Raw genomic sequence first — 24,090 nt, 5'->3', positions numbered from 1 at the left:
AGGCTCCCGCCTGTCCCCCCGGCCGAGCCGCCTTCCGTCCGGATTCGGGGTGAGACGGCTAGAGCAGCGGGCGGAGCGGCACGAGGACGGCTTCGCTGAAGCGCGCCATCGCGCGCCGGCGAGACCACTCGTCGACGGTGAGCTCGCGCGTGGCGGAGGTGTCGTTCTCGAAGATGCGCTCCATCATCGCCGCGATCGCCTCGTCGATGATCTCCGCGTTGACCTCGTAGTTGCCGGTCAGGCTGAGCCGGTCGATGTTGGCGGTGCCGATCGTCGACCAGCGACCGTCCACGGTGGCGGTCTTGGCGTGCACCATCGCACCCTGGAACAGGAGGATCTTGACCCCACCACGCAGCAGCTGGGAGTAGAACCCGCGCGACAGCCAGTCGCACAGCACGTGGTTGGAGATCTCCGGCACGATCACGCGGACGTCGACGCCGCGTGCGGCTGCTCGCAGCAGCGCGGCGAGGACGTCGCGGTCGGGGATGAAGTAGGCCTGGGTGATCCAGACCCGGACGCTCGAACGGTCGATGGCGTCGAGGTACATGTTGCGGATCGGGAACGACAGGTGGAGCGGGACGTTGCGGTGCGCGCGGAACCGCGGCTCCCAGTCGATGTCACCGGTGTCCAACAGCTCTGGCTGCTCGGTCCTGCGGTGGGCGTTCCAGAAGTCGACGAACGCGTTGTTGAGCTCCCAGGTGTGAGGACCCTCGACCCGCAGGTGGGTGTCGCGCCACTTGCTCGCGTAGTCTGCGCCGATGTTGTAGCCCCCGACGAACCCGACCTTGCGGTCCACGACCAGGATCTTGCGGTGGTCACGCCCGGTCTTGCGGATCCGCAGCAGGAAGATCCACGGGCTGAACCACGGGTGCCGCATCACCTGCACCGACGGTGGGAACTTCTTGAACGACCGCTTGACCACCAGGTTCGCGAAGACGTCGTAGATGACATGGACCTTGACGCCGCGCTCCGCGGCGGCGACCAGCTCGCGCTTGAACTCCTCGCCGAGGGAGTCGCCCTTCCAGATGTAGGACTCGAGGTGGATCTCGTGCTGCGCGCCCCTGATCTCCGCAAGCATCGCGTCGAAGAGGTCGTGGCCGTAGGTGTAGACGGTGACGGTGGAGTCGCCGAGCTTCTCCGAGATCGGAGGAAGGCGCGGGAACGTCACCTCCGCGGTGTCGTCGACCCGGCGCTTGCGGTGGGTGTCGATCGCCGTCAGGACGGCTGCCACCATGACGATCAGGACGAACCAGATCGCCACCACCCAGAGTGCGACCCGCAGGACCGTCACCATGCACCACAGACTAGGGGCTCACCGCCGTGCACGACGTCTCACTGCTCGTATCAGCCCACGAACACCGCGACCGAACGAGCGTCGGCCCCCCGCTGCTCGTACAACGCCAGGAAAGCACCACCAGGGTCGAACACCGCGACGGGCCCCCGCGCGCCGAGATCGTACGACGTCAGAGCCCGGCCGTGCCGGACGATCCGTGCCTGCTCGGCGTCGAGGTCGACCGACGGGAACGCCAACCGGGCGGCGTCCTCGAGCGAGACCACCCCGAGCTCCTCCGCGAGTTGGTCGAGCGTGCGCGCGACGTCGATGCCGAAGCCGCCGACGCGGGTACGGCGCAGCGCCGTGAGATGTCCGCCGACACCGAGCGACGCCCCCAGGTCGCGAGCAAGCGCTCGGACATAGGTGCCGCTCGAGCACGTGACGCGGGCATCGACGTCGACCGTGCTCCCCTCCCCCGGGCGCAGGTCGAGCAGGTCGAACCGCTCGACGGTCACCCGGCGGGCCGGCAGGTCCACCTCCTCACCGGCGCGGACCCTCGCGTAGGCCCGGCGGCCGTCGACCTTGATCGCCGACACAGCCGACGGGACCTGGTCGATCTCCCCGACCAGCGGGAGTGCGGCCGTACGGACCGCCTCGAGGTCGAGCCCCGAGGCGTCGGCCGTCGCGACGACCTCACCCTCGGCGTCGTCGGTCACCGTCGTCGCGCCGAGCCGAACGGTCGCCTCGTACTCCTTGTCGTGGCCCGAGACGTGCCCGAGCAGACGCGTGGCCCGACCGACCCCGAGGACCAGCACGCCGGTCGCCATCGGGTCGAGCGTGCCGGCGTGGCCGACCTTGCGCGTCCCCGCCAGCCGCCGGACCCGTGCCACCACGTCGTGCGACGTCAGGCCCGCGGGCTTGTCGACGACCACCAGGCCGGTCGGCGGCTCGGCGGGGCTCACGCCTCGGGGTCGCGGTCGATCCGGGGAGCCTGATCCTCGAGGGCGACCTGCTCCTCGAGCTCCTCGGCCTTCGCCTTGTACGGGTCGGCGTCACCGGCGTACTCCGCGCGAGCAGCCTTCTCGGCGACCCTGGCGTCGCGCTCGCGGGCCCGGGTCAGCAGGTCCTCGATCTGACGTGCGTTCTCCGGGACGGCGTCGCGCACGAACTCCAGCGACGGCGTGTGCCGCATGCCGAGCTGCTTGCCCACCTCGGACCGGATGAGGCCCTTGGCACTCTCCAGCGCGGCGGCCGTGCCCTCCAGCTCATCGGCGTCACCCATCACCGTGTAGAACACGGTCGCATGCTGGGTGTCGCCGGTGACGCGGACGTCGGTGACCGTCACGAAGCCGATCCGCGGATCCTTGACCCGGCGCTCCAGCATCTCCGCCACGATGACCTTCACCCGGTCGGCGACCTTGTTGACGCGCATGCTTCCCATCACGAACTCCTTTTCGAAACGAGAGGCGGGGCGCCGCTGTCGCAGCACCCCGCCTCGTTCAGTCATGACCGTCAGGCGTCAGGCCCGAGGGATCTCCCGCATCTCGAACGTCTCGACGATGTCGCCGATCTTGATGTCGTTGAATCCCTTGAGCGTCAGACCACACTCGAAGCCCTCACGGACCTCGGTGACGTCGTCGCGCTCACGCCGCAGGCTGGAGAGGTCCAGGTTGTCCGCGACCACGGCGCCGTCACGCAGCAGCCGGGCCTTGGAGTTCCTGCGGATCGAGCCGGAGGTGACCATGCAGCCCGCGATGTTGCCGATCTTGGACGAGCGGAAGATCTGGCGGATCTCCGCACGGCCGAGCTGGGCCTCCTCGAACTCGGGCTTGAGCATGCCCTTGAGCGCCGCCTCGATCTCGTCGATCGCCTGGTAGATGACCGAGTAGTAGCGGATGTCGACACCCTCGCGGTCGGCGACCTCGGTCGCCTTGCCCTGCGGACGCACGTTGAAGCCGATGATCACGGCGTTGGACGCGGCCGCCAGCATCACGTTGGTCTCGGTGATCGCACCGACACCACGGTCGATGACCCGCAGCGCCACGTCGTCACCGACGTCGATCTTGCTCAGGGCATCCTCGAGCGCCTCCACCGAGCCGGAACCATCACCCTTGAGGATGAGGAGCAGCTCGTCGGTCTCGCCCTTCTCCATGTGCTGCATGAAGTCCTCGAGCGTCCGGCGGCCGGCACGCTGCGCGAGAGCGGCGTTGCGCTCACGCGCCTCACGCTTCTCGGCGATCTGCCGGGCCATCCGGTCGTCGGAGACGACCATGAAGTTGTCACCGGCACCCGGCACGGCCGTCAGGCCGAGCACGAGGACCGGACGAGACGGGTCCGCCTGGCTGACCGGGTCGCCGTGCTCGTCGAGCATGGCGCGGACGCGGCCGTAGGCGGGGCCGGCGACCATCGAGTCGCCCACCTTGAGCGTGCCGCGCTGGACCAGGACGGTGGCCACCGGGCCACGACCACGGTCGAGGTGTGCCTCGATCGCGATGCCCTCTGCTGCCTGGTGCGGGTTGGCACGCAGGTCGAGCGACGCGTCAGCGGTCAGCACGATGGACTCGAGCAGACCCTCGATGTTGAGCTGCGACTTCGCGGAGACGTCGACGAACATCGTGTCGCCGCCGTACTCCTCGGGCACCAGGCCGTACTCGGTGAGCTGTCCGCGCACCTTGGTCGGGTCGGAGTCGGGCTTGTCGATCTTGTTGACCGCGACCACGATCGGCACGCCGGCCGCCTTCGCGTGGTTGAGCGCCTCGACCGTCTGCGGCATGACGCCGTCGTCGGCCGCGACCACCAGCACCGCGATGTCGGTCGCCTGCGCACCACGGGCACGCATGGCGGTGAACGCCTCGTGGCCCGGTGTGTCGATGAAGGTGATGCGGCGCTCTGTGCCGTCCACCTCGGTCGCCACCTGGTAGGCGCCGATGTGCTGCGTGATGCCGCCGGCCTCCTTGTCGACCACGTTGGCCGAGCGGATGGCGTCGAGCAGCTTGGTCTTGCCGTGGTCGACGTGACCCATGACAGTAACCACCGGCGGACGCGCGGTGAGGTCGGTCTCGTCACCCTCGTCGTTGCCGAACTCGATCTGGAACGACTCGAGCAGCTCGCGGTCCTCGTCCTCGGGGGAGACGACCTGAACGTCGTAGTTCAGCTCATCGCCGAGGATCTGCAGGATCTCGTCGTTGACCGACTGCGTCGCGGTGACCATCTCGCCGAGCGCGAACAGCACCTGGACGAGCGACGCCGCGTCAGCGCCGATCTTCTCGGCGAAGTCGGTCAGCGACGCGCCACGGGACAGACGGATGGTCTGCCCGTCACCCTTGCGGACGCGGACACCCCCGACCGACGGCGCCTGCATCTGGTCGAATTCCTGACGCTTCGCGCGCTTGCTCTTGCGTCCACGACGAACGGGTCCACCCGCGCGACCGAACGCACCCTGAGTGCCACCGCGACCAGCGCGACCGGGGCCCGGACGTCCGCCGCCACCGGCGAAGCCGCCGGGACGAGGGCCGCCGCCGCCGCCTGCGCCGCCACCGGGTCCACCGGGACGACCGCCGCCGCCACCGGGGCGACCGGCACCCGCCGGAGCACCACGGCCACGACCGCCCGCACCACCACCACGTGCGGGACCGCCGACCGAGCTCTGCTTGGGCATCATCGCCGGGTTGGGGCGCGGCATGCCCGGACGCGGCGCGGGAGCACCGTCGCGCGAGGCCGGCGGACGGGGGGGCATGCCAGGACGCGGGGCGCCTTCACGCTGGCCCTCGCGCGGCGCACCCTCGCGGGTGCCACCAGTGGCACCGCCGCCGCCACCCTCGCCACGACCCGGGCGCTGCATGCCCTGGGTCGACGAGAACGGGTTGTTGCCCGGACGCGGGCCACCACCGGGTCGACCGGCACCACCGGCGTTGCCGCCAGGACGCGGACCGGGACGACCGCCGCCACCCGGGCGCGGGGCCGGAGCGCCACCGGGGCGCGGGGCCTCGGAACGCGCGGCCGGAGCCTCGGCGCGGGGTGCGGGACGCGGGGCAGGACGCGGACCACCGGGCTTGGGACCGGCGGGAGCCGCAGGTGCCTGCGGCGCGGCGGGGGCCGCCGGCGCCTCGGGTGCTGCGGGAGCGGCCGGCGCAGCTGCGGCGGGCGTCTCCACCACGGGAGCCTCGGCTGCGGGAGCCTCGGGCTTCCTGCGCGGACCTGGCATGGGTGCACCGGGCGTTGCTGCCCGTCGCGGGGCAGGGGTGGCCGCGGGAGCGGCCGAGCCGGCGTCGGCCGTCGGCGCGGCCTTCTTGGAAGTCTTCTTCGCACCCTGGGTGCGGAACTGGTCGCCGTACTTCTCGGTGAGGCGACGGATGACCGGTGCCTCGACGGTCGACGAGGCTGAACGGACGTACTCGCCCATGTCGTTCAGTGCCGACAGGACGTCCTTGCTGGTGACTCCGAGCTCTTTAGCGAGCTCATGGACTCGGACCTTTGCCACTTCTCTCCTTCAAGGGCGATCCGAGCCCGGTGGGGCACAGACCGCTTAGTTGATGTGCATGCTCATCGAACGGAACTCATCGAGGGCTCATGAGCGTGTGCTCCACTTCTGTCTATGCACCGCCGGTGAGCGGTGCGGGCTGTGTCGGTCTGGTCGTTCCTCGGACGTAGGCCTCCAGCGGACCGGTGTCGATCGGCCCCTCCACCCGGAGGGCCCGCGCGAACGCCTTGCGCTGGGTTGCTCGTTCGAGGCACGTGACATCGGGGTGCAGGTGCGCCCCACGTCCCGGTGCTGAACCGCGGAGGTCAGGCGTGACGCTGATGCTCGTCTCACCGTGAACAGCCACGACCCGAACCAGATCGGTCTTGTCGACTCGAGCTCGGCACCCGATGCAAGTACGGACAGGCCGCACGCGTACCGGGGTGCCCGTCGCTGCATCTTGCGACACACCGCCGGACGGAGTCGAGTGATTCACCGCCGCCAGTCTAGCGGGTCCGCCCCGGGAGTGTCGCGCACCCCGTCCCGGCAGGCCCTGGCCGCGTCAGGACGCCGTGCCGCCTTCCGGAACCTCGGTGTCCGGACGGATGTCGATGCGCCAGCCGGTCAGCCGCGCGGCAAGCCGGGCGTTCTGGCCCTCCTTGCCGATCGCCAGCGACAGCTGGAAGTCGGGAACGACGACCCGCGCCGCCTTGGCGTCGGCGTCGACGACCGTGACCGATGTCACCTGGGCGGGCGACAGCGCGTGGGCGATGTAGTCGGTGGGAGTCTCGGAGAAGTCGACGATGTCGATCTTCTCGCCGTGCAGCTCCGACATCACGTTGCGGACGCGCTGGCCCATCGGGCCGATGGAGGCGCCCTTGGCGTTGACGCCGGGCATCGTGGAGCGGACGGCGATCTTGGTCCGGTGGCCGGCCTCGCGGGCGATCCCGGCGATCTCGACGGTGCCGTCGGCGATCTCGGGCACCTCGAGGGCGAAGAGCTTCTTGACAAGGGTCGGGTGCGTGCGCGAAACCTGCACCTGCGGGCCGCGAGGTCCTCGCCGAACGCTCGTCACCAGCGCCTTGATGCGGTCGCCGTGCTCGTAGGACTCCCCCGGCACCCGCTCGGCGACCGGGAGCAGCGCCTCGACGCGTCCGAGGTCGACGAGCACGTCGCCGGGCTCGCGCCCCTGCTGGACCACGCCCGAGACGATGTCGCCCTCGCGCGCGGCGAACTCGCCGAACCGCTGCTCGTCCTCGGCATCGCGCAGCCGCTGAAGGATGATCTGCTTGGCCGTCGTGGCCGCGATCCGGCCGAAGTCGCTCGGGGTGTCCTCGAACTCCTCGGTGAACGTGCTGCCCTCGTCGCCCTCGACGCGGTCGCGAGCCCAGACCACGACGTGGCCCGACTTGCGGTCGAGCTCCACGCGGGCGTTGCTGCGGGCACCGGGCGTCCGGTGGTACGCGACCAGGAGCGCCTGCTCGATGGCCGTCACCACGACGTCCAGCGGCAGGTCCTTCTCGTGCTCCAGGGTGCGCAGCACCGCCATGTCGATGTCCATCAGACGTCCTTCCGATTGAGCTCGGGCTCGATCTTGGCCTTCTTCACGTCCGAGTACGCAACGTCCCGGCTTCCAGTCTCGGTGCGGACGACTGCTCCCGCATCGTCGGAGGACAGGAGGCGACCGACGAACGTGGGGCCTTCGAGGGGGGTGATCTTCACGAGCCGGCCGACGTTGCGCGACCAGTGCCGCGGAAGCGTCAGCGGCCGGCTCGTCCCACGGGAGCCGACCTCGAGCGTGTAGGGGTCGTCTCCGAGGGGGTCGGCTGCGTCCAGGGCGCTGGAGACCGCTCGCGTGACCTCGGCGATGTCGTCGAGAGTGAGTCCGCCCTCGGCGTCGAGCACCACGCGCAGAATGCGCCCGTTGGTCAGCTCGACGGCGTCGAGATCCATCCCGTGGGAGGTGACGATCTGCTCCAGCAGCTCCTGGAGGCTGTCGGGGACCGGTGTCGTAGCCATGGCACGCCTCCGTCTTCTGTTGTGCCGCGAGGATGGTGTCGCGGGTGCCGCTGTGACGATCGCTTCCAAGTCTAGGCGGTCGCCCCGGTGGCGCGGCGGCGGGCGACCCCGGCACACCTCTACTCCGATAGGTTCACCGGTGTGAGTCTCGGATCGCCACCGCCACGTCCTGGGGTCGGACGGCGTCGACTGCTGCTCGGGGGGACCGGGCTGGTCGCGTTGGCCGCCGTGCCCGGCTGCTCGTGGCTGGACCGCGAGCCCGAGACGCCCTCGCCGCAGGAGCATCCGGACCACGATCTGCTCTCCGGCGCGTACGCCCGCGAGTCCGCCGTCGTCGCTGCCGTCCAGGCGACGGCACAGAGGCACGCCGGCCTGGCGCCCTCGCTGGCGCCGGTCGCGGCGCGCGCCCAGGAGCGCGTCACCGCTCTGGAGGAGGCCCTCGGGACCGGCGGCGCCCCCTCCCCCGCCCCTGAGGCGTCACCACCGACGGCGACTGCAGCGGTCCCGGCGCGCCCGGCGGCCGCCCTCCGTGCTCTGGTGACGGTGAGCCAGACCGCCCAGCGGGACCATGTGGCCGACTGCGTGCGCGCGAGCGACCCGGGCGTCGCACGGCTGCTCGCGTCGGTCGCGGCCGGGGACGGCCAGGACGCGGTCATCCTGCGGACCACCAGGAGCGGGACATGAGGGCGACCGACGAGGATCCCGCGGGGTTCGAGACCGATCCCACCGACGCCCTGCAGAATGCGCTCGCGGGTGAGCATGCGGCGGTCTACTCCTATGGCCTGGTCGCCGGTCGTCTGGAGGCACGGTCACCGGTCCAGCGCCAGGCAGCAGGCGCGTTCGCGCTCCACCGCAAGCGTCGCGACGACCTGCGGGCCTGGCTCGCACAGGACAAGCAGGCCCCGGTCGACCCCGAACCCGCGTACGCCACCGGCCAGGTCGCCACGGCGTCCGACGCACGTCGGCTCGCGCAGCAGGTGGAGTCCGGACTCGTACGGAGCTGGCTGGCGGTCGTCGGTGTGACCGAGGGCGAGCGCCGCGCCTACGCCTGCGCTGCGGTCGACGAGTCGGCCACCGCGCTGCTCGCGTGGGGCGGGAAGCCCGCCGCCCTGCCCGGGATCGACTGATCCGTCGCACTCGCCATGCCAGACTTCAGGCATGCCGTTCGCTCCCCTCCGCTTCCCTGACGGCGTCCCGGTCCTCACCGACGGACGCGTCACGCTGCGCCCCCACCGGCTCGACGACGTCGCCGCCGTCGTCGAGCAGTGCCGCGACCCCGAGACGTTGCGGTGGACGACCATTCCTCTCGGCTACGACACCGCGATGGGCACCGGCTTCGTCACCGAGATGGTGCCCGAGGGGTGGGGCTCGGGCGCCGAGCACGCGTTCGCGGTCGAGGTCACGGACGCGCATGGCAGCCCGCGTTACGCCGGCACCGTCTCGCTCCGCGACGTCGGCGCCGGACGCGCGGACATCGGCTTCGTCGCCCATCCCGCCGTCCGCGGAGACGGGGTCACGACGTCAGCGCTGCAGCTGCTCCTGGGATACGGGTTCGAGACGCTCGGGCTGCACACCGTCATCTGGTGGGCCGACCAGGGCAACTGGGCGTCGCGCAAGGTGGTGTGGCGATGCGGCTTCACCTTCGGGGGCACCGTGCACCGGTGGCTGCCCGAGCGCGGCGAGTACCGCGACGGATGGGTCGCGACCCTCCACCGCGACGACGTGCGCGAGGCCTCGACCCTCTGGTGGGACCTGCCGACGCTGCGTGGCGACCGCATCTGTGCGCGCCCTTTCGAGCCCGCCGACGACGACCGGCTGGTCGAGGGCGGCAACGATGCCTCCGTCCAGCAGTGGATGCCGTCCTTCCCCTCGCCGTACGGTCTGCCCGACGCCGCGGCCTTCCGGGCGACGACCCTCGACGCCGCGGCCAACGGCGCCGCGTTCTCGTGGGCCCTCGTCGACTCCGTGACCGACGACCTGCTGGGCGCCGTCGGCGTCCCCCACCGCAGCGACACCGGTGCCGAGATCGGCTACTGGCTGCTCGCCGACGAGCGCGGCAAGGGCTATGCCCGCGAGGCCGTCGACCTGGTCGTCGACCACGCGTTCACGCCGCGCGACCGCGGCGGGCTCGGGGCGCTGCGAGCCTACGTGCGCATCGACGAGGGCAACCGCGACTCGCTCGACGTCGCACGGGCGTGCGGCTTCGAGATGGCCGGCGCCGAGCGGGCCGGCACCGTACGCCGCGACGGCACCATCGCCGACATGCTCGTCCTCGAGCGCGTCAACCCTCTCCTCGGGATCTAGCCGACGCTCACCGCGACGTGCGCTCGCGCAGGAACGCCGCCACGTCGTCGAGCGGGACGTTCTCACGCACGCCGGTCTTGCGGTCCTTCACCTCGACGACGCCCTCGGCGAGTCCCCGGCCGACGACGACGATGGTCGGGACACCGATCAGCTCGGCGTCCTTGAACTTCACGCCGGGCGACACCTTGGCACGGTCGTCGTAGAGGACCTCGACACCAGCGGCCTCCAGCTCGTCGGCCAGCGCTGCCGCCGCGTCGAAGACCGCCGCGTCCTTGCCCGTGGCGACCAGGTGGACGTCGTACGGCGACACCGCGGCGGGCCAGACGATGCCGGCCTCGTCGTGGCTGTTCTCGACGATGGCCGCGACGGCACGCGAGACGCCGATGCCGTACGACCCCATCGTCACCGTGACGAGCTTGCCGTTCTCGTCCAGGACCTTCAGGCCGAGCGCGTCGGCGTACTTGCGTCCGAGCTGGAAGATGTGACCCATCTCGATACCGCGCGCGAGCTCGAGCGGTCCTGACCCGTCGGGGGCGGGGTCACCGGGGCGCACCGCGGCGGCCTCGATGACGCCGTCCGGGGTGAAGTCGCGTCCGCAGACGAGGTCGAAGACGTGCTTGCCGGGCTGGTTGGCCCCGGTGAGCCAGGCCGACCCGCGCACGACACGGGGGTCGGTCAGGTAGCGGATGCCGGACTCCGACTCCTCCCCCAGCGCCTCGGGGCCGATGTAACCGCGCACGAGCGCGGGGTGCTTGGCGAAGTCGGCATCCTCGAACGGGTCGATCTCCCCCGGAGCGAGCTGCGCCTCGAGTCGCTTGACGTCGACGTCGCGGTCGCCGGGCACCCCGACGACCAGCACCTCGCGCGTCCCGTCGGGCTGGCGGACCCAGAGCACGACGTTCTTGAGGGTGTCGGCGGCCGTCCAGGGACGGTCCGCGCGCGGGAATCGCTCGTTGGCCACGTCGACCAGGGTCTCGATCGTCGGCGTGTCAGGGGTGTCCTCGACGTGGGCGGGAGGCAGGGCGGCGATCGCCTCGTCGTCCAGAGGCTCGGGAGCCACCGTCCTCACGGCCTCGACGTTGGCGGCGTAGCCGCCGGGCGAGCGGACGTAGGTGTCCTCGCCGTTGACGGCGGTGGCGAGGAACTCCTCGCTCGCGGATCCGCCCATGGCGCCCGACATCGCCTGCACCACGACGTAGTCGAGGCCGAGCCGGTCGAAGATCCGGATGTAGGCCTCGCGGTGAGCCTCGTACGACCGGGCCAGGCCGTCGTCGTGGACGTCGAAGGAGTAGGAGTCCTTCATGATGAACTCGCGTCCGCGCAGCAGGCCGGCGCGCGGACGCGCCTCGTCGCGGTACTTCGTCTGGATCTGGTAGATCGAGAGCGGGAGGTCCTTGTAGGACGAGTAGAGGTCCTTGACGAGGAGGGTGAACATCTCCTCGTGGGTGGGACCGAGGAGCATGTCGACGTCACGGCGGTCCTTGAGCCGGAACAGGTTCTCGCCGTACTCCCCCCAGCGACCCGACGCCTCGTACGGCTCCTTGGGGAGCAGCGCGGGGAACGACACCTCCTGCGCACCCATGCGGTCCATCTCCTCGCGCACGATCCCCTCGATCTTGCGCAGGACCTTCAGGCCGAGAGGCAACCAGGAGTAGATGCCAGGGGCCGCGCGGCGGACGTAGCCGGCGCGGACCAGGAGCCGGTGCGACGGCACCTCCGCGTCCGCCGGGTCCTCGCGAAGCGTGCGGAGGAAGAGACGAGACATGCGGGTGACCACGGGCGTACTCCTGGTTTCGGGATGGCAGTCTCTGGTCGAGACGGTGCGGTGCCCAGCCTAACGGCCGGGCACCGCGCGGCTCAGCGGTAGCGCACCCACCGGGAGAGCCGGTCGGAGTCGAGCCTCGGGAAGACGTCGATCGCCGTGCGGGGACCCGGGTCGTCGACCTCGAGCGGGCCCACGCCCTTGAGGTCGGTGCCGACGAGCGCCACCCCCACGCGCACCGCGCGGCGGTTGCCACCGAGACACCGCTGCGGGAGGCGGACGGTCACCGAGCGCTTGCCGATCCGAACACGGTCGCCCGAGCACCGCACGGTCGCCCCGGTGTCGTCGGTCAGGACGGCACGGTCCCACCGCGCGACGCCCCGCGTCCTGAGGGAGACGAACTCGGGACGCCCCGCAGCCCTGGTCCGGACGACGACCGAGATCGCCGCGAGCTTGGAGCGTCGCAACCGGGGCACGGTGATGCGGATGACGACGGCGCGCTTGGTGTTGGCGACGGTGACCTTCGTGAGGTCGAGCGCGGCGGCGGCGTCGTGGCGCGGATCGGTGAGGACCCGCGTCTCGGCGGCCGCCGGCGAGGCGGCCGCCGAGACGACGAGAGCAGCCGCCGTACCCGTCACCAGCAGCCGACAGGTGCGGATCAGCGGTAGCGGACCCACGGCGACATCTTGGTGCTCGTCAGGCTGGGGTACGCGTCCACGACGGCATCGGGACCGGGCTCGGGCATCTCCTCCATCTCCGAGGCGTCGTCGCGGCCGATCAGAGCGACCGACACGCGGACGGCGCGCTTGTTGCGCTCCAGGCAGCGCTGAGGGATGCGGACCGTCACGGAACGCTTGCCGAAGCTGATCCGGTCACCCTTGCAGGAGACGAAGTCCTCGTCGGATTCACCGGAAAACATCAGCGGCATCCACCCGGCGCCCTCGATCCGAATCTTCATCGAGGCGAAGTCCGGGCGGCCCTTGGCCTTCGTGCGGAGGCCGACAAGGACCCCGCCGAGCTTCGACTTCTTGAAGCCGGGCACGGTCATCCGGACGACGACGGCGTGCTTCTTGTTGGTCACCTTGATCTTGGTGACGTCGAGCGCGGCGACGGCGTCACCGCGCGGGTCGCTGAAGGTGCGGGTCTTGGCTGCCGCGGGGGAAGCGGTCGTCGCGAGGACGAGGCCCGCTGCGGCCGCGCCGACGACGAGGGTACGGATCGTACGGATCATGGGGTGTGCTCCTGCGAAAGGTGACCCCGCCAATCGGGGTCGCCGAAGCCTAGCGGTAAGCGGCCCAGGGCGTCATCCGTGCGCCACGGGCCTTCGGGACACCGTCGATCGGCAGCCGGGGGCCTGGTTTCGGATCGATCAGGACCTCCTCGGGCACGTTGCCGTGGAGGTAGGCACGCGTGAAGACCGCGACCTGCACCCGCACGGCGGCGCGGTTGTCGCCCAGACAGCGTTGCGGCACCGACAGCACCACGCTCCGGGGGCGGATCCTGAAGCGCATCCCGGAGCAGCGCAGGCGGCTCGCATCCAGCTGCTGCCAGGTGGTCTTCCAACCCCCGGCGCGGCGTACCTTCGACGCGGCGTACTCGGGGCGGCCCGCGACCTTGCGCCCGAGGAACACCGTGACGCCCCCGACGCGGCGGCGTTCCAGACGCGGGACGCGGATCGTGACACGCACCCGGTGCTCGGCGTTGCGGACCCGTAGCGACGTGATGTCGACGGCCGAGAGCGCGTCACCACGTTGGTCGCGGACCGTGCGCGCCGCCGCATCGGCAGGCGACGCGAGGAGACCGGTGGCGAGGACGAGCGCCACCGCGGCGCCGACCGGAGCGAGGCGCCTCATCAGAACAGCACCGACGCGAACGTCTCAGTCTGCACGAACCCGACCCTCTCGTAGACCCGTCGCGCGGCGACGTTGTAGTCGTTGACGTAGAGCGAGACGACCGGTGCGATCTCGCGGCGGGCGCGCTCGACGACCGCCGCCATCCCCGCCGTCCCGAGCCCGCTCCCCCGGTGCTCGGGAGCCACGTAGACGCCTTGGATCTGGCAGCCCTTGGCCGAGGCCGAGCCGACCTCCGCCTTGAACAGCACCTGGCCGTCCTGAATGATCGCGTACGCCCAGCCGCGCGCGACCAGCTGGGTGACCCGAGCACGATAGCTGTTGCGGCCGGGGAGCTCCGGGCTCTCGCCGACCTCCTCCTCGAACATCGCGACGCTCGCGGGATAGAGGATGTCGACCTCGTCGATGAGCACCGGGCGGACGCGCCAGTCAGGAGCCACGAGCGGCGGCCCGGCGATCTGGAGGAACGGCTGGTCGAGGCGGAGCGAGCGAGCAGGTCCCCACGACCCCTCCAGGCGCTCCCACAGGCCGAGGGCCGCGGAGCGAGGTCCGACGATCGACGACGACAGCCGCCCCGTCGTGCGCGCACGCTCGGCGAACGCCTCCACCGCGTGCGGCGTCGCCTCGACCGGGACGAAGTTGGCGGCCACGTGACACGCGGACACGAGGGTGTCGCCCTCGAAGTAGCCCCACATCTCTCCGCCCAGCCAGCGGGGAGACAGCCGCGTGCTGCTGGTGCGGTGGTCGACGAAGAGGTTGACGATCGCGTCGCGGTCGATCAGCTCCTGCAGCGCGGGGATGTCTCCCTCGCGCAGGACGCGGACACCCTCAGCCGTGCTCAGCACCGGGCCTCCTCACGCCGTCGGTGGGACGAGCCTATCTGGCGCGGTCGCCCACGACCATGTCTCGCCGTCGCGGCGTAGGGTGCGCGGCATGACGACCGCACCGCTCGGGGAGCCCGCCACCTCTCTCCGCGATCCCCAGGCCATCGCCGAGGGACAGCTCGACCACCAGCGCGACGCGCTGCTGCGCAAGCTCGCCTCCCTCTCCGACGCCGAGCGCTCCCGCAGCCGCCTGCCCTCGGGGTGGACGCCGCTGGGTCTGCTCAAGCACCTGCGCCACGTCGAGCGCCGGTGGCTCCAGTGGGGCTTCCTCGGCGAGCAGGTCGCAGACCCGTGGGGCGACGAGCGACCTGGGTCGGACGCATGGTTCGTCGCCGACGACGAGACGTACGAGGTGCTGCGCGCACGCTTCGAGGAGCAGGTCGAACGCTCCCGGGCCATCACCGGCGCCGCGTCGCTGAACGATCTGGCCGTGATGGGTGGACGCTTCGAGGCCGACCCGCCCAACCTTGCCTGGATCCTGCTCCACCTCGTGCAGGAGTACGCGAGGCACGTCGGCCACCTCGACATCGTCGTCGAGCTGGCCGGCGGCGGCCTCGGCGAGTAGGCGATCGCCTACGAGACCGCCACGGCCGGCGACGCGCCCTCGATCGGCTCCATCCCCTCGGCGATCCTCATCGCCTCCTCGATCAGGGTCTCCACGATCTTGGACTCCGGCACGGTCTTGATGACCTCGCCCTTGACGAAGATCTGCCCCTTGCCGTTGCCCGACGCGACGCCGAGGTCGGCCTCGCGCGCCTCACCGGGGCCGTTCACGACACAGCCCATCACGGCGACGCGCAGCGGCACCTCCATGCCCTCGAGCCCGGCGGTGACCTCCTCGGCGAGCGTGTAGACGTCGACCTGGGCCCGCCCGCACGACGGGCAGGACACGATCTCGAGCTTGCGGGGACGGAGGTTGAGCGACTGGAGGATCTGGATGCCGACCTTGACCTCCTCGACCGGCGGGGCCGACAGCGAGACCCGGATGGTGTCGCCGATGCCCTGGCTGAGCAACGCCCCGAAGGCGGTCGCGGACTTGATCGTGCCCTGGAACGCGGGGCCTGCCTCGGTGACACCGAGGTGCAACGGCCAGTCTCCCTTCTCGGCGAGCAGCTCGTACGCCCGGACCATCACGACGGGGTCGTTGTGCTTGACCGAGATCTTGAAGTCGTGGAAGTCGTGCTCCTCGAACAGCGACGCCTCCCAGACGGCCGACTCCACGAGCGCCTCCGGGGTCGGCTTGCCGTACTTCTCCAGCAGGCGCTTGTCGAGCGAGCCCGCGTTGACGCCGATCCGGATCGACGTGCCGTGGTCCTTCGCGGCCTGCGCGATCTCCTTGATCTGGTCGTCGAACTTGCGGATGTTGCCAGGGTTGACGCGGACGGCCGCGCAGCCGGCCTCGATCGCAGCGAAGACGTACTTCGGCTGGAAGTGGATGTCGGCGATCACCGGGATCTGCGACTTGCGCGCGATCTCGGGCAGCACCTCGGCGTCGTCCTGGCTCGGGCACGCGACGCGGACGATGTCGCACCCCGCCGCCGTGAGCTCCGCGATCTGCTGCAGCGTCGCGTTGACGTCGACGGTCGGGGTCGTCGTCATGGACTGCACCGAGACCGGCGCGTCTCCCCCGACCTCCACCTTGCCGACCTTGATCTTGCGGGTCGGCCGACGGGGCCGGAGCACCGGAGGCGGGGCGGCCGGCATTCCCAGGTTGACGTCCATGCGGGTACGAATCTCCTCGCGTGCGTGCGGTCGGGCCTCAGGTGAGGCGTACGGGGTTCACGATGTCGGTGTAGACCAGGATGATGCCCATCACCAAGAGGACGGCACCCACGGCGTAGGCGACCGGCAGCATCTTGGCGACGTCGACCGGCCCGGGGATCGGCCGACGACGAAGTCGAGCGATCGCGTTGCGCAGGCCCTCCCACAGCGCTCCGGCGATGTGGCCGCCGTCGAGCGGCAGGAGCGGGATCAGGTTGAAGAGCCCGAGGAAGAGGTTGAGCCCCGCGAGCAGCAGGCCGACGCTGAAGACGCGGTCGCTCCAGGTGGCGCCCTCGGCCGAGGTCAGCTCACCCGCCACCCGGCTGGCGCCCACCGGGCTCATGGGGGTGTCCTGGCCGCGCTCGGCCCCGAACGCCGCCTTGGTGACCTCGACCATCTTCTCCGGCAGCGAGCCGATGGCCTTCACCGTGCTGACGGTCATGTCCCCCATCGTCGCCACGGCGAAACCGAGGTCCTCGCGCTGAGCGGGGACGTAGGGGCTGACTCCGAGGAAACCGACGCGCTCGACCTTGTCGGGGTCGGTCTTGGTTGGCCGCGGCTGGACCGACGTGTTGACGGTGACCTTCTGCTCGGCACCGTCACGGACGTACTCGATCGTGGCGGGGCTGTCGCCGTTCGCCCGGATGAGGTCGGTGAGCTGGTCCCAGCTGCTGATGGGCGTGCCGTTGAAGGAGGTGATGGTGTCGCCCGGGGTCAGACCTGCCTGCTTGGCGGGAGTGACGGGGTCGGCGGCCGTGCACTTGCGACCGGCCTCGGCGGCGGGGATCGCGCAGTCGGACACCGTCTCGACCGTCGTCGTGGCGTTCTCGACGTTCTGGGAAGGGATCGTCATGAAGAGCGCGGCGAACAGGATGAAGGCGATCACCAGGTTGACGACCGGTCCGCCGGCCATCACGATCGCCTTCTTCCACCACGGCAGGCGATAGAAGAGGCGCGGCTCGTCCTCGGGGGTGACGTGCTCGTACTCGGCCGAGCGGGCGTCGAACGCTAGCTGCGTGAACATCCCGGTGTTGGACTTGCGGACGGTGCCCGGATCGTCACCCTTGTTGGGCGGAAGCATGCCGACGATCTTGACGTAGCCGCCGAGTGGGACCGCCTTGACGCCGCACTCGGTCTCGCCCTTGCGGGTCGACCACAGCGTCCGTCCGAAGCCGATGAAGTACTGGGTGACCTTGGTGCCGAAGAGCTTGGCGGGCACCATGTGACCGAGCTCGTGCAGGGCGATCGAGACCGCGATGCCGACGACGAGCACGACGACGCCGAGGGCGTACAGCCACGGTGTCGCGTTCATCGGCTCTCCTGCCTCGTCCTGGTCGTCGCCGCCATCAGCTCCTGCGCACGCTCGCGGGCGGCCGCGTCCGCGGCGAGGACGTCGTCCGCGGTCACCGGCTCCGTCTTCGAGCGTACGCCCGCGTCGGTGAGGTGCTCCGAGAGCACGGCGCCCACCGTGTCCACGATCGAGAGGAACGGAAGGTTCCCTTCGAGGAACGCGCCGACGCACTCCTCGTTGGCGGCGTTGTAGACCGCCGGTGCCGTACGGCCGAAGGCGCCGGCCTCGCGGGCGAGGCGCACGGCCGGGAACGCCTCGTCGTCGAGCGGGGCGAAGTCCCAGGTCGACGCCTGGGTCCAGTCGCATCCCGGACCGGCGTCCGGGACGCGGTCGGGCCACCCCATGCCGAGGGCGATCGGGATCAGCATCGAGGGCGGCGATGCCTGCGCCAGCGTGGACCCGTCGACGAACTCGACCATCGAGTGGATCATCTGCTGCGGGTGCACGACGACGTCGACGCGGTCCATCGGCACGTCGAAGAGAAGGTGCGCCTCGATGACCTCGAGGCCCTTGTTGACGAGGGTCGCCGAGTTGATCGTGATGACCCGACCCATCGCGAAGTTGGGATGGTCCAGGGCCTGGTCCGGGGTCACATCCTGCAGCTCGGCGCGGGACCTGCCGCGGAACGGGCCACCGCTGGCCGTCAGCACCAGGCGGCGCACCTCCTCCGCGGTCCCGCCTCGCAGCGCCTGCGCGATCGCCGAGTGCTCGGAGTCGACGGGGACGATCTGACCGGGTCGTGCCAGCGCCGTGACCACCGGCCCACCGATGATCAGCGACTCCTTGTTGGCCAGGGCGAGCGTCGTGCCTGCCTCGAGGGCGGCGATCGTGGGACCGAGGCCGACGGCGCCGGTGATGCCGTTGAGGACCACGTCGCAGCGGGTCGCCGCGAGCTCGGTGGCGGCGCGGGGGCCGGCGAGGATGCGGGGCAGCCGGTGCTGCCCGTGGGCGTACCCGCGCCGCTGGGCCTCGGCATACAAGGCCAGCTGCACGTCCTGGGCGGCCGTGGCCTGCGCGACCGCGACCACCTCGACCTCGTGGGCGATCGCCTGCTGGGCGAGGAGGACCGGGTCGCTGCCGCCGGCGGCGATGCCGACGACCCGGAAGCGGTCAGGGTTCGCGGCGACGATCTCGAGCGCCTGTGTCCCGATGGAGCCGGTCGATCCGAGCACGACGACGTCGCGGGTTTGCACCATGAGACCAGTGTCTCAGGTGCGCCCGCGACGTCGTCCTCGGCTGGTGCCGGCTACTTGATCTCGCTGCGCAGGACGCGCCGCGCCCCGACGACGAACGGGATGATCAGCCAGATCGTCCCGGAGACCAGGAGCTGGGCCCACTTCTCCCCGGTCCAGCCTCCGTCGAACAACGGCATCTGTGCGGTCGCGAAGTCGATCCACGGGAGCAGGTCGCCGAACCAGTCGATGAAGACCGACGCCACCGCGAAGATCGTCGGGAGGACGAAGGCCCAGGCGAAGTAGACGACGATCGCCGCCGGCGAGCTGAGCAGCAGAGCGCCGAACGTGAGCCCCATCAGGATCCCGAGAGCCTGCATCGCGTAGAAGCCGAGGAGCTCCACCGCGTTGACGTTCCAGACCGTCGTGTCCGACGCGAGCCCGGCGAAGACGTTGCCGAACGCGGCCGCGATCGCCGCGACGACCACCGCGAACAGCGCCACGATCAGCCCCACGACGACCTTCGCCGCGAGGACGCGGCCGCGGTGCGGCTCGAGGGTGAACGTGACGAGGGCCGTCCGTTGCGACCACTCGCTGGTCACCGACAGCACTCCGAGCACCGGCAGCAGAACTCCCATCGGGACGCTCATAGCGGTGAGGAAGTCCTTGAACGAGACCGAGATGTCGTTGGCCAGCACGACCCACAGCATGATCACCATCACGACGACGCTGATCACGGCCACGGTGCCGAGCAACCACTTGCCCGCACGGGTGTCGGCGAGCTTGCGCAGCTCGACTGCCACCAGGCGGGTGAAGGGCACCCGAGGACGGGTGAGGTCGATCCCGACCTCCGGGGCGAGCGCGGTCATGCCTGTCCTCCTTGGGGATCGGGCGGGCCGAAGCCGGGCCGGGGGCCGGCGTCCGGGGCGGGGGTGGGCGCGAGCGGGTCGCGCTGGTTGTCGGCGGTGAGCTGGAGGAACAGGTCCTCCAACCCCGCGCGGTCACCGGGTCGGAGCTCGACGAGAGCGACGCCGGCAGCAGCCGCCGCCTTGCCGACGGCGACAGGATCAGCGTCGGTGACGAAGCCGTCAGCGGTCGCCGGCGTGACGTGGATGCCTGCGACGGACAGCGCCCGCGCCAGCGCGTCCGCCTCCTCCGCCCGTACGAACGTGCCGGCACCGGCGAGCAGCTCCTCCTTGTGCCCCTGCGCGACGATCTTGCCGTTGCCGATCACGATGATCTCGTCGGCGATGACCTCGATCTCGTGCAGCAGGTGCGAGGAGAGCAGCACCGTGCCGCCGCGGTCGGCGTAGTGGCGCAGCAGCTGGCGCATCCAGTGGATGCCTGCCGGGTCCAGACCGTTGGCCGGCTCGTCGAGGATCAGCACCTGGGGGTCGGCCAGGAGCGACTGCGCGATGCCCAGCCGCTGGCGCATGCCGAGCGAGTAGTTGCCGACCCGCCGCTTGGCCTCCTTGGGAGACAACCCGACGACCTCGAGCATCTGGTCGACGCGCCCGCGGTCCAGGCCCATCGTGCGGCTCGCGATCGTGAGGACCTCACGACCGGTGCGGCCGTTGTGCTGGGCCGACGCGTCGAGGAGGACGCCGATCTGGGTGCCCGGGTTGGGGATGTCGGTGTAGCGGTGGCTGCCGATGGTCGCCGAGCCGGCGGTCGGGATCGTAAGCCCGGCGAGCATCCGCAGGGTCGTCGACTTGCCGGCACCGTTCGGACCGAGGAAGCCGGTCACCGAGCCGGGACGACAGGTGAAGGAGATGTCGTCGACCGCGAGGTGGTCGCCGTACCTCTTCGAGAGGTTCTGGACTTCAATCATGGCTCCAGCATCGCGCAGCGCGAGCTCATCCACATCGGCCCATTGGCTCGGCCGACGTGGCCGAAAGTAGGGGGTACGGGGTCGGAGACCGACCTTCGGCCGGTTCGCCGACCGTGCCCAGTGCCTAGGCTGTGGCTGTGAACGAGGTCGACCCCGCGGCGTACCAGCCGCTGCTGCGGTGGTGGAGCCAGCTCTGGCGCTACGTCCTGGCGGTCCTGATCAGCGCTGTGACCTGGCTGTCGGGTGTGGCGCAGTGGCAGGCAGAGCACGCACCCCGGTGGTTCTGGGCCGACCTCGTCGGAGGTCTGGTCGCTCTTGCGCTGGTCACGAGGCGCCGGCAGCACCCCGTGGCGGTGGCCGCCGCGGTGACGGTGATCGGAGCGTTCTCGTACGCCGCCGCCGGTCCCGCCGTCCTCGCGGTGGTCTCGCTCGCGACGCGGCGCAGGCTGCGCGAGATCGTCGGTATCGGCCTGCTCGTGGCCGTGCAGACCGTCGTCGTCACGCTCATCGACCCGACTCTCGAGGACGACTGGAGGATCGTCCTGGCTCTCAGCGTGCCGATCGTGGTCACGATGTTCGCGGTGGGCATGTACGTGGGGTCGCGCCGCGAGCTGCTCTACACCTTGCGGGAGCGTGCTCGGGTGGCGGAGGCGGAGCAGGCGAGCCGCGTCGCCCAGGCTCGCACGGCAGAGCGGGCCCGGATCGCACGCGAGATGCACGACGTGCTGGCCCACCGCATCTCGATGGTCGCGATGCACGCCGGCGCGCTGGCGTACCGCACCGACCTGCCACCGGAGGAGGTCCGCACCTCGTCGGAGGTGATCCGGGACAACGCCCACCTCGCGCTCACCGACCTGCGCGAGGTGCTCGGCATCCTCCGCGCCGACGAGGACGCCGGGGCGGGCGACCGCCCTCAGCCGTCGTGGCGGGACCTGCCCGACCTGGTGGGCGGTGCGCGCGCCGCGGGGATGCGGGTCTCCCTCACCGATGACCTCTCACCGCACGCGCCGCCCGAGCGCATCGGCCGGACCGCCTACCGCGTCGTTCAGGAGGCACTCACCAACGCGCACAAGCACGCTCCGGACACGATGCTGTCGGTGGTGATGCGGGGCGAGCCAGGCGACGGGATCGTCATCGAGGCTCGCAACCCGTTGCGGGTGGGGTCGACGCAGGACCGTCTGCCTACGTCGGGGCTGGGGCTGGTGGGCCTCTCGGAGCGTGCCGACCTCGTCGGCGGGACGCTCTCGCATCGGGTGACCGGGGACGAGTTCGTCCTGACCCTCGTACTACCGTGGCCGGCATGATCCGGGTCGCGCTGGTCGACGACGACGCCCTCGTACGGGCCGGGCTGAGGCTGATCCTCGGCGGCGCCGACGACGTCGAGGTCGTCGCCGAGGCCGCCGACGGTCTCGACGCCCTCCGTGTCCTCCGGTCGACACCCGTCGACGTCGTGCTCATGGACATCCGGATGCCCCGCATGGACGGGCTCTCCGCCACGGCCGAGCTCGAGCGCGCCCCGTCGGCGCCCCACGTGATCGTCCTGACGACCTTCGACGCCGACGACTACGTGCTGCGCGCGCTGCGGCACGGCGCGAGCGGGTTCCTGCTGAAGGACACCGCGCCGGAGGTGCTGGTCGATGCCGTGCGCAAAGTTGCCGCGGGCGACCCGATGCTGTCGCCGAGCGTGACCGAGCAGCTGATCCGGCGGGTCCGCGACCTCGGGGACGGCGACGGCGACGCGAAAGAGCGGCTGGCCGTGCTCAGCGAGCGCGAGCGCGAGGTGGCGGTCGCCGTCGGACGCGGGATGTCCAACGCCGAGATCGCCGTCGACCTGCACATGAGCCTCGCGACCGCGAAGGCGCACGTGTCGCGGATCCTCACCAAGCTCGACGCCGCGAACCGCGTCCAGGTCGCGATCGCGGTCCACGAGGCCGGCCTGGTGTGACCGGACAGGGCGGCGCTCAGGCCTCGAGGTTGCTCATCACGTGCTTGACGCGGGTGTAGTCCTCGAGGCCGTACATCGACAGGTCCTTGCCGTACCCGGAGCGCTTGAAGCCGCCGTGCGGCATCTCCGCGACCAGCGGGATGTGGGTGTTGATCCACACGCAGCCGAAGTCGAGACGCCGCGCCATCCGCATCGCGCGCCCGTGGTCCTTGGTCCACACCGACGACGCGAGACCGTACGGGACGCCGTTGGCCCAGCGGACCGCCTCGTCCTCGTCGGAGAACTGCTGGACGGTGATGACCGGACCGAAGATCTCGTTCTGGATGGCCTCGTCGTCCTGCCGCAGCCCTGCGAGGACAGTCGGCTCGTAGAAGTAGCCGTCGGCGAGGTCTCCGCCGGGACGCGACCCGCCGGCGGCGAGCGTCGCGTGGTCCGGCAGACGGTCGACGAAGCCGGACACCCGCGCCAGCTGGTCGGAGCTGTTGAGGGCGCCGTACAGCACCTCCTCGTCGTCGGGCAATCCTGTCCTCAGGCCCTTGGCCTGCTCGGCGATCGCGTCCACGAAGTCGCCGTACACGCGCGGCGACGCCAGGACCCGGGTCGCGGCGGTGCAGTCCTGGCCGGCGTTGAAGTAGCCGGCCTCGGCGATCGCGGCAGACGCGGCCTCGATGTCGGCGTCGTCGAACACCACCACCGGCGCCTTGCCGCCGAGCTCGAGGTGCACGCGCTTGACGTCCTCCGCCGCCGAGCGGGCGACGTCCATCCCAGCGCGGACGGACCCGGTGATCGCAACCATCGCCGGGGTGGGGTGAGCGATCAGCGCGCGCCCGGTGTCTCGGTCGCCGCAGACGACGTTGAGGACGCCGGGCGGCAGGATGTCCGCGGCGATCTCGGCGAGCAGTGCCGTCGAGGCGGGCGTCGTGTCGCTCGGCTTGATGACAATGGTGTTGCCCGCGGCGAGGGCCGGGGCGATCTTCCAGATGCCCATGAGCAGGGGGTAGTTCCACGGCGTCACCTGCGCCACCACACCGATCGGCTCACGTCGGATCATCGAGGTGTGCCCGGCCATGTACTCCCCGGCGGCCCGCCCCTCGAGCACGCGCGCGGCGCCGGCGAAGAACGTGAGCGCGTCGTCGACCATGGGCATCTCTTCGCTCACGGTCAACCCGCGCGGCTTGCCGGTGTTCTTCACCTCCACGTCGACGATCTCGTCGAGGCGGTCGTGGATCGCCTGGTTGAGCTTGTTCAGCGCGGCCTGGCGCTCCCGAGGCGTGGTGTCGCGCCAGCCGTTGTCGAAGGCCTGCTGAGCGGCCTTCATCGCCGTGTCCACGTCGGCCTCGCGAGACATCGGTGCCTGCGCGTAGACCTGTCCGGTCGAGGGGTCGATGACGTCGTACGTGGCGCCGTCGAGGGCCGCCACCTTGTCGCCGTTGACGAAGTTCGTGAGGGTCTCGGTCATGCCCTCAATCTGGCACAGGC

At 70.8% G+C, this 24,090-nt stretch carries 24 protein-coding genes; 6 read left to right on the top strand and 18 right to left on the bottom strand.

Translation table 11 applies throughout. The annotated features are described in order from the left end of the window. Nucleotides 1-58 precede the first annotated feature (58 nt). The 7 genes from KV102_RS16675 to rimP form a co-directional block, all read right to left on the bottom strand. Nucleotides 59-1,294, bottom strand: coding sequence for a phosphatidylserine/phosphatidylglycerophosphate/cardiolipin synthase family protein (locus KV102_RS16675; protein ID WP_220346954.1), 1,236 nt, complete (start codon nucleotides 1,292-1,294; stop codon nucleotides 59-61). A gap of 50 nt (nucleotides 1,295-1,344) precedes the next feature. Beyond that, nucleotides 1,345-2,235, bottom strand: coding sequence for a tRNA pseudouridine(55) synthase TruB (gene truB, locus KV102_RS16670; RefSeq protein WP_220346953.1), 891 nt, complete (start codon nucleotides 2,233-2,235; stop codon nucleotides 1,345-1,347). Further along, nucleotides 2,232-2,714: a 30S ribosome-binding factor RbfA gene (gene rbfA, locus KV102_RS16665; protein WP_220341330.1), complete on the bottom strand. Its 483-nt coding sequence runs from the start codon at nucleotides 2,712-2,714 to the stop codon at nucleotides 2,232-2,234. Before rbfA ends, truB begins: the two co-directional genes overlap by 4 nt. Before the next feature lie 78 nt (nucleotides 2,715-2,792). Next, nucleotides 2,793-5,753, bottom strand: a complete 2,961-nt coding sequence (gene infB / locus KV102_RS16660; protein WP_220346952.1) for a translation initiation factor IF-2 — start codon at nucleotides 5,751-5,753, stop codon at nucleotides 2,793-2,795. Between the two features lie 112 nt (nucleotides 5,754-5,865). Then, a complete protein-coding gene (locus KV102_RS16655; RefSeq protein WP_301021448.1) occupies nucleotides 5,866-6,165 on the bottom strand; it encodes a YlxR family protein in 300 nt (99 codons plus the stop codon). 129 nt (nucleotides 6,166-6,294) lie between these two features. Next, nucleotides 6,295-7,293 (bottom strand): transcription termination factor NusA, encoded by a 999-nt coding sequence (gene nusA / locus KV102_RS16650; protein WP_220341328.1) that lies wholly within the window; start codon nucleotides 7,291-7,293, stop codon nucleotides 6,295-6,297. Beyond that, complete coding sequence (gene rimP / locus KV102_RS16645) at nucleotides 7,293-7,751, bottom strand: ribosome maturation factor RimP (protein WP_220341327.1); 459 nt, start codon at nucleotides 7,749-7,751, stop codon at nucleotides 7,293-7,295. Before rimP ends, nusA begins: the two co-directional genes overlap by 1 nt. 141 nt (nucleotides 7,752-7,892) lie before the next feature. On the opposite strand from rimP, the gene KV102_RS16640 reads away from it, so the two are divergent. Genes KV102_RS16640 through KV102_RS16630 form a run of 3 tightly spaced genes read left to right on the top strand, consistent with a single transcriptional unit; the run spans nucleotide 7,893 to nucleotide 10,055 of the window. Then, entirely contained in the window at nucleotides 7,893-8,435 is a 543-nt protein-coding gene (locus tag KV102_RS16640; protein WP_220346951.1) for a hypothetical protein, read from the top strand. Then, the gene (locus tag KV102_RS16635) at nucleotides 8,432-8,878 is read left to right on the top strand and encodes a ferritin-like domain-containing protein (RefSeq protein ID WP_220346950.1); all 447 of its coding nucleotides are present in this window, start codon (nucleotides 8,432-8,434) and stop codon (nucleotides 8,876-8,878) included. The genes KV102_RS16640 and KV102_RS16635 overlap by 4 nt, the downstream gene beginning before the upstream one ends. A gap of 31 nt (nucleotides 8,879-8,909) precedes the next feature. Then, on the top strand, nucleotides 8,910-10,055 hold the full coding sequence (locus tag KV102_RS16630; RefSeq protein ID WP_220346949.1) for a GNAT family N-acetyltransferase: 1,146 nt from the start codon (nucleotides 8,910-8,912) through the stop codon (nucleotides 10,053-10,055). 7 nt (nucleotides 10,056-10,062) lie between these two features. Here KV102_RS16630 and KV102_RS16625 read toward each other — a convergent pair whose 3' ends face one another. The 5 genes from KV102_RS16625 to KV102_RS16605 form a co-directional block, all read right to left on the bottom strand. Continuing rightward, the gene (locus tag KV102_RS16625; protein ID WP_220341323.1) at nucleotides 10,063-11,832 is read right to left on the bottom strand and encodes a proline--tRNA ligase; all 1,770 of its coding nucleotides are present in this window, start codon (nucleotides 11,830-11,832) and stop codon (nucleotides 10,063-10,065) included. A gap of 80 nt (nucleotides 11,833-11,912) precedes the next feature. Continuing rightward, a complete protein-coding gene (locus tag KV102_RS16620; RefSeq protein WP_220346948.1) occupies nucleotides 11,913-12,494 on the bottom strand; it encodes a hypothetical protein in 582 nt (193 codons plus the stop codon). Then, complete coding sequence (locus KV102_RS16615) at nucleotides 12,476-13,048, bottom strand: hypothetical protein (protein WP_220341321.1); 573 nt, start codon at nucleotides 13,046-13,048, stop codon at nucleotides 12,476-12,478. The genes KV102_RS16620 and KV102_RS16615 overlap by 19 nt, the downstream gene beginning before the upstream one ends. Nucleotides 13,049-13,097: 49 nt before the next feature. Further along, complete coding sequence (locus tag KV102_RS16610) at nucleotides 13,098-13,670, bottom strand: hypothetical protein (protein WP_220346947.1); 573 nt, start codon at nucleotides 13,668-13,670, stop codon at nucleotides 13,098-13,100. After that, complete coding sequence (locus tag KV102_RS16605) at nucleotides 13,670-14,512, bottom strand: GNAT family N-acetyltransferase (protein ID WP_220346946.1); 843 nt, start codon at nucleotides 14,510-14,512, stop codon at nucleotides 13,670-13,672. Before KV102_RS16605 ends, KV102_RS16610 begins: the two co-directional genes overlap by 1 nt. 88 nt (nucleotides 14,513-14,600) lie before the next feature. Between KV102_RS16605 and KV102_RS16600 the strand changes: the two genes are divergently transcribed. After that, nucleotides 14,601-15,116 (top strand): DinB family protein, encoded by a 516-nt coding sequence (locus KV102_RS16600; RefSeq protein ID WP_220346945.1) that lies wholly within the window; start codon nucleotides 14,601-14,603, stop codon nucleotides 15,114-15,116. A gap of 8 nt (nucleotides 15,117-15,124) precedes the next feature. Here KV102_RS16600 and ispG read toward each other — a convergent pair whose 3' ends face one another. From ispG to KV102_RS16575, 5 genes are read right to left on the bottom strand one after another with little or no spacing between them, the layout of a single operon-like run. After that, nucleotides 15,125-16,273 carry a flavodoxin-dependent (E)-4-hydroxy-3-methylbut-2-enyl-diphosphate synthase gene (ispG, locus tag KV102_RS16595; RefSeq protein ID WP_220346944.1) on the bottom strand — a complete coding sequence of 383 codons (1,149 nt, stop codon included), beginning with the start codon at nucleotides 16,271-16,273 and terminating at the stop codon, nucleotides 15,125-15,127. A 37-nt stretch (nucleotides 16,274-16,310) separates the two neighbouring features. Further along, entirely contained in the window at nucleotides 16,311-17,624 is a 1,314-nt protein-coding gene (locus KV102_RS16590) for an RIP metalloprotease (RefSeq protein WP_220346943.1), read from the bottom strand. Then, nucleotides 17,621-18,859 carry a 1-deoxy-D-xylulose-5-phosphate reductoisomerase gene (gene dxr / locus KV102_RS16585; protein ID WP_220341315.1) on the bottom strand — a complete coding sequence of 413 codons (1,239 nt, stop codon included), beginning with the start codon at nucleotides 18,857-18,859 and terminating at the stop codon, nucleotides 17,621-17,623. The genes KV102_RS16590 and dxr overlap by 4 nt, the downstream gene beginning before the upstream one ends. A gap of 50 nt (nucleotides 18,860-18,909) precedes the next feature. Next, nucleotides 18,910-19,704, bottom strand: a complete 795-nt coding sequence (locus KV102_RS16580) for an ABC transporter permease subunit (protein ID WP_220341314.1) — start codon at nucleotides 19,702-19,704, stop codon at nucleotides 18,910-18,912. Next, nucleotides 19,701-20,666 (bottom strand): ABC transporter ATP-binding protein, encoded by a 966-nt coding sequence (locus KV102_RS16575; protein WP_220341313.1) that lies wholly within the window; start codon nucleotides 20,664-20,666, stop codon nucleotides 19,701-19,703. The genes KV102_RS16580 and KV102_RS16575 overlap by 4 nt, the downstream gene beginning before the upstream one ends. 137 nt (nucleotides 20,667-20,803) lie before the next feature. Between KV102_RS16575 and KV102_RS16570 the strand changes: the two genes are divergently transcribed. Together KV102_RS16570 and KV102_RS16565 are read left to right on the top strand one after the other, a co-directional pair. Continuing rightward, entirely contained in the window at nucleotides 20,804-21,970 is a 1,167-nt protein-coding gene (locus KV102_RS16570) for a histidine kinase (protein ID WP_220346942.1), read from the top strand. Continuing rightward, entirely contained in the window at nucleotides 21,967-22,611 is a 645-nt protein-coding gene (locus KV102_RS16565; protein WP_220341311.1) for a response regulator transcription factor, read from the top strand. Before KV102_RS16570 ends, KV102_RS16565 begins: the two co-directional genes overlap by 4 nt. Nucleotides 22,612-22,627: 16 nt before the next feature. Here KV102_RS16565 and KV102_RS16560 read toward each other — a convergent pair whose 3' ends face one another. Further along, complete coding sequence (locus KV102_RS16560; protein ID WP_220346941.1) at nucleotides 22,628-24,070, bottom strand: gamma-aminobutyraldehyde dehydrogenase; 1,443 nt, start codon at nucleotides 24,068-24,070, stop codon at nucleotides 22,628-22,630. Between the last annotated feature and the right edge of the window lie 20 nt (nucleotides 24,071-24,090).

The sequence above is a fragment of the Mumia sp. zg.B53 genome (assembly GCF_019550935.1).
Lineage (GTDB): Bacteria > Actinomycetota > Actinomycetes > Propionibacteriales > Nocardioidaceae > Mumia.
Note: the sequence above shows the minus strand (reverse complement) of the source record. Positions and strands in the feature narration are given on the sequence as shown.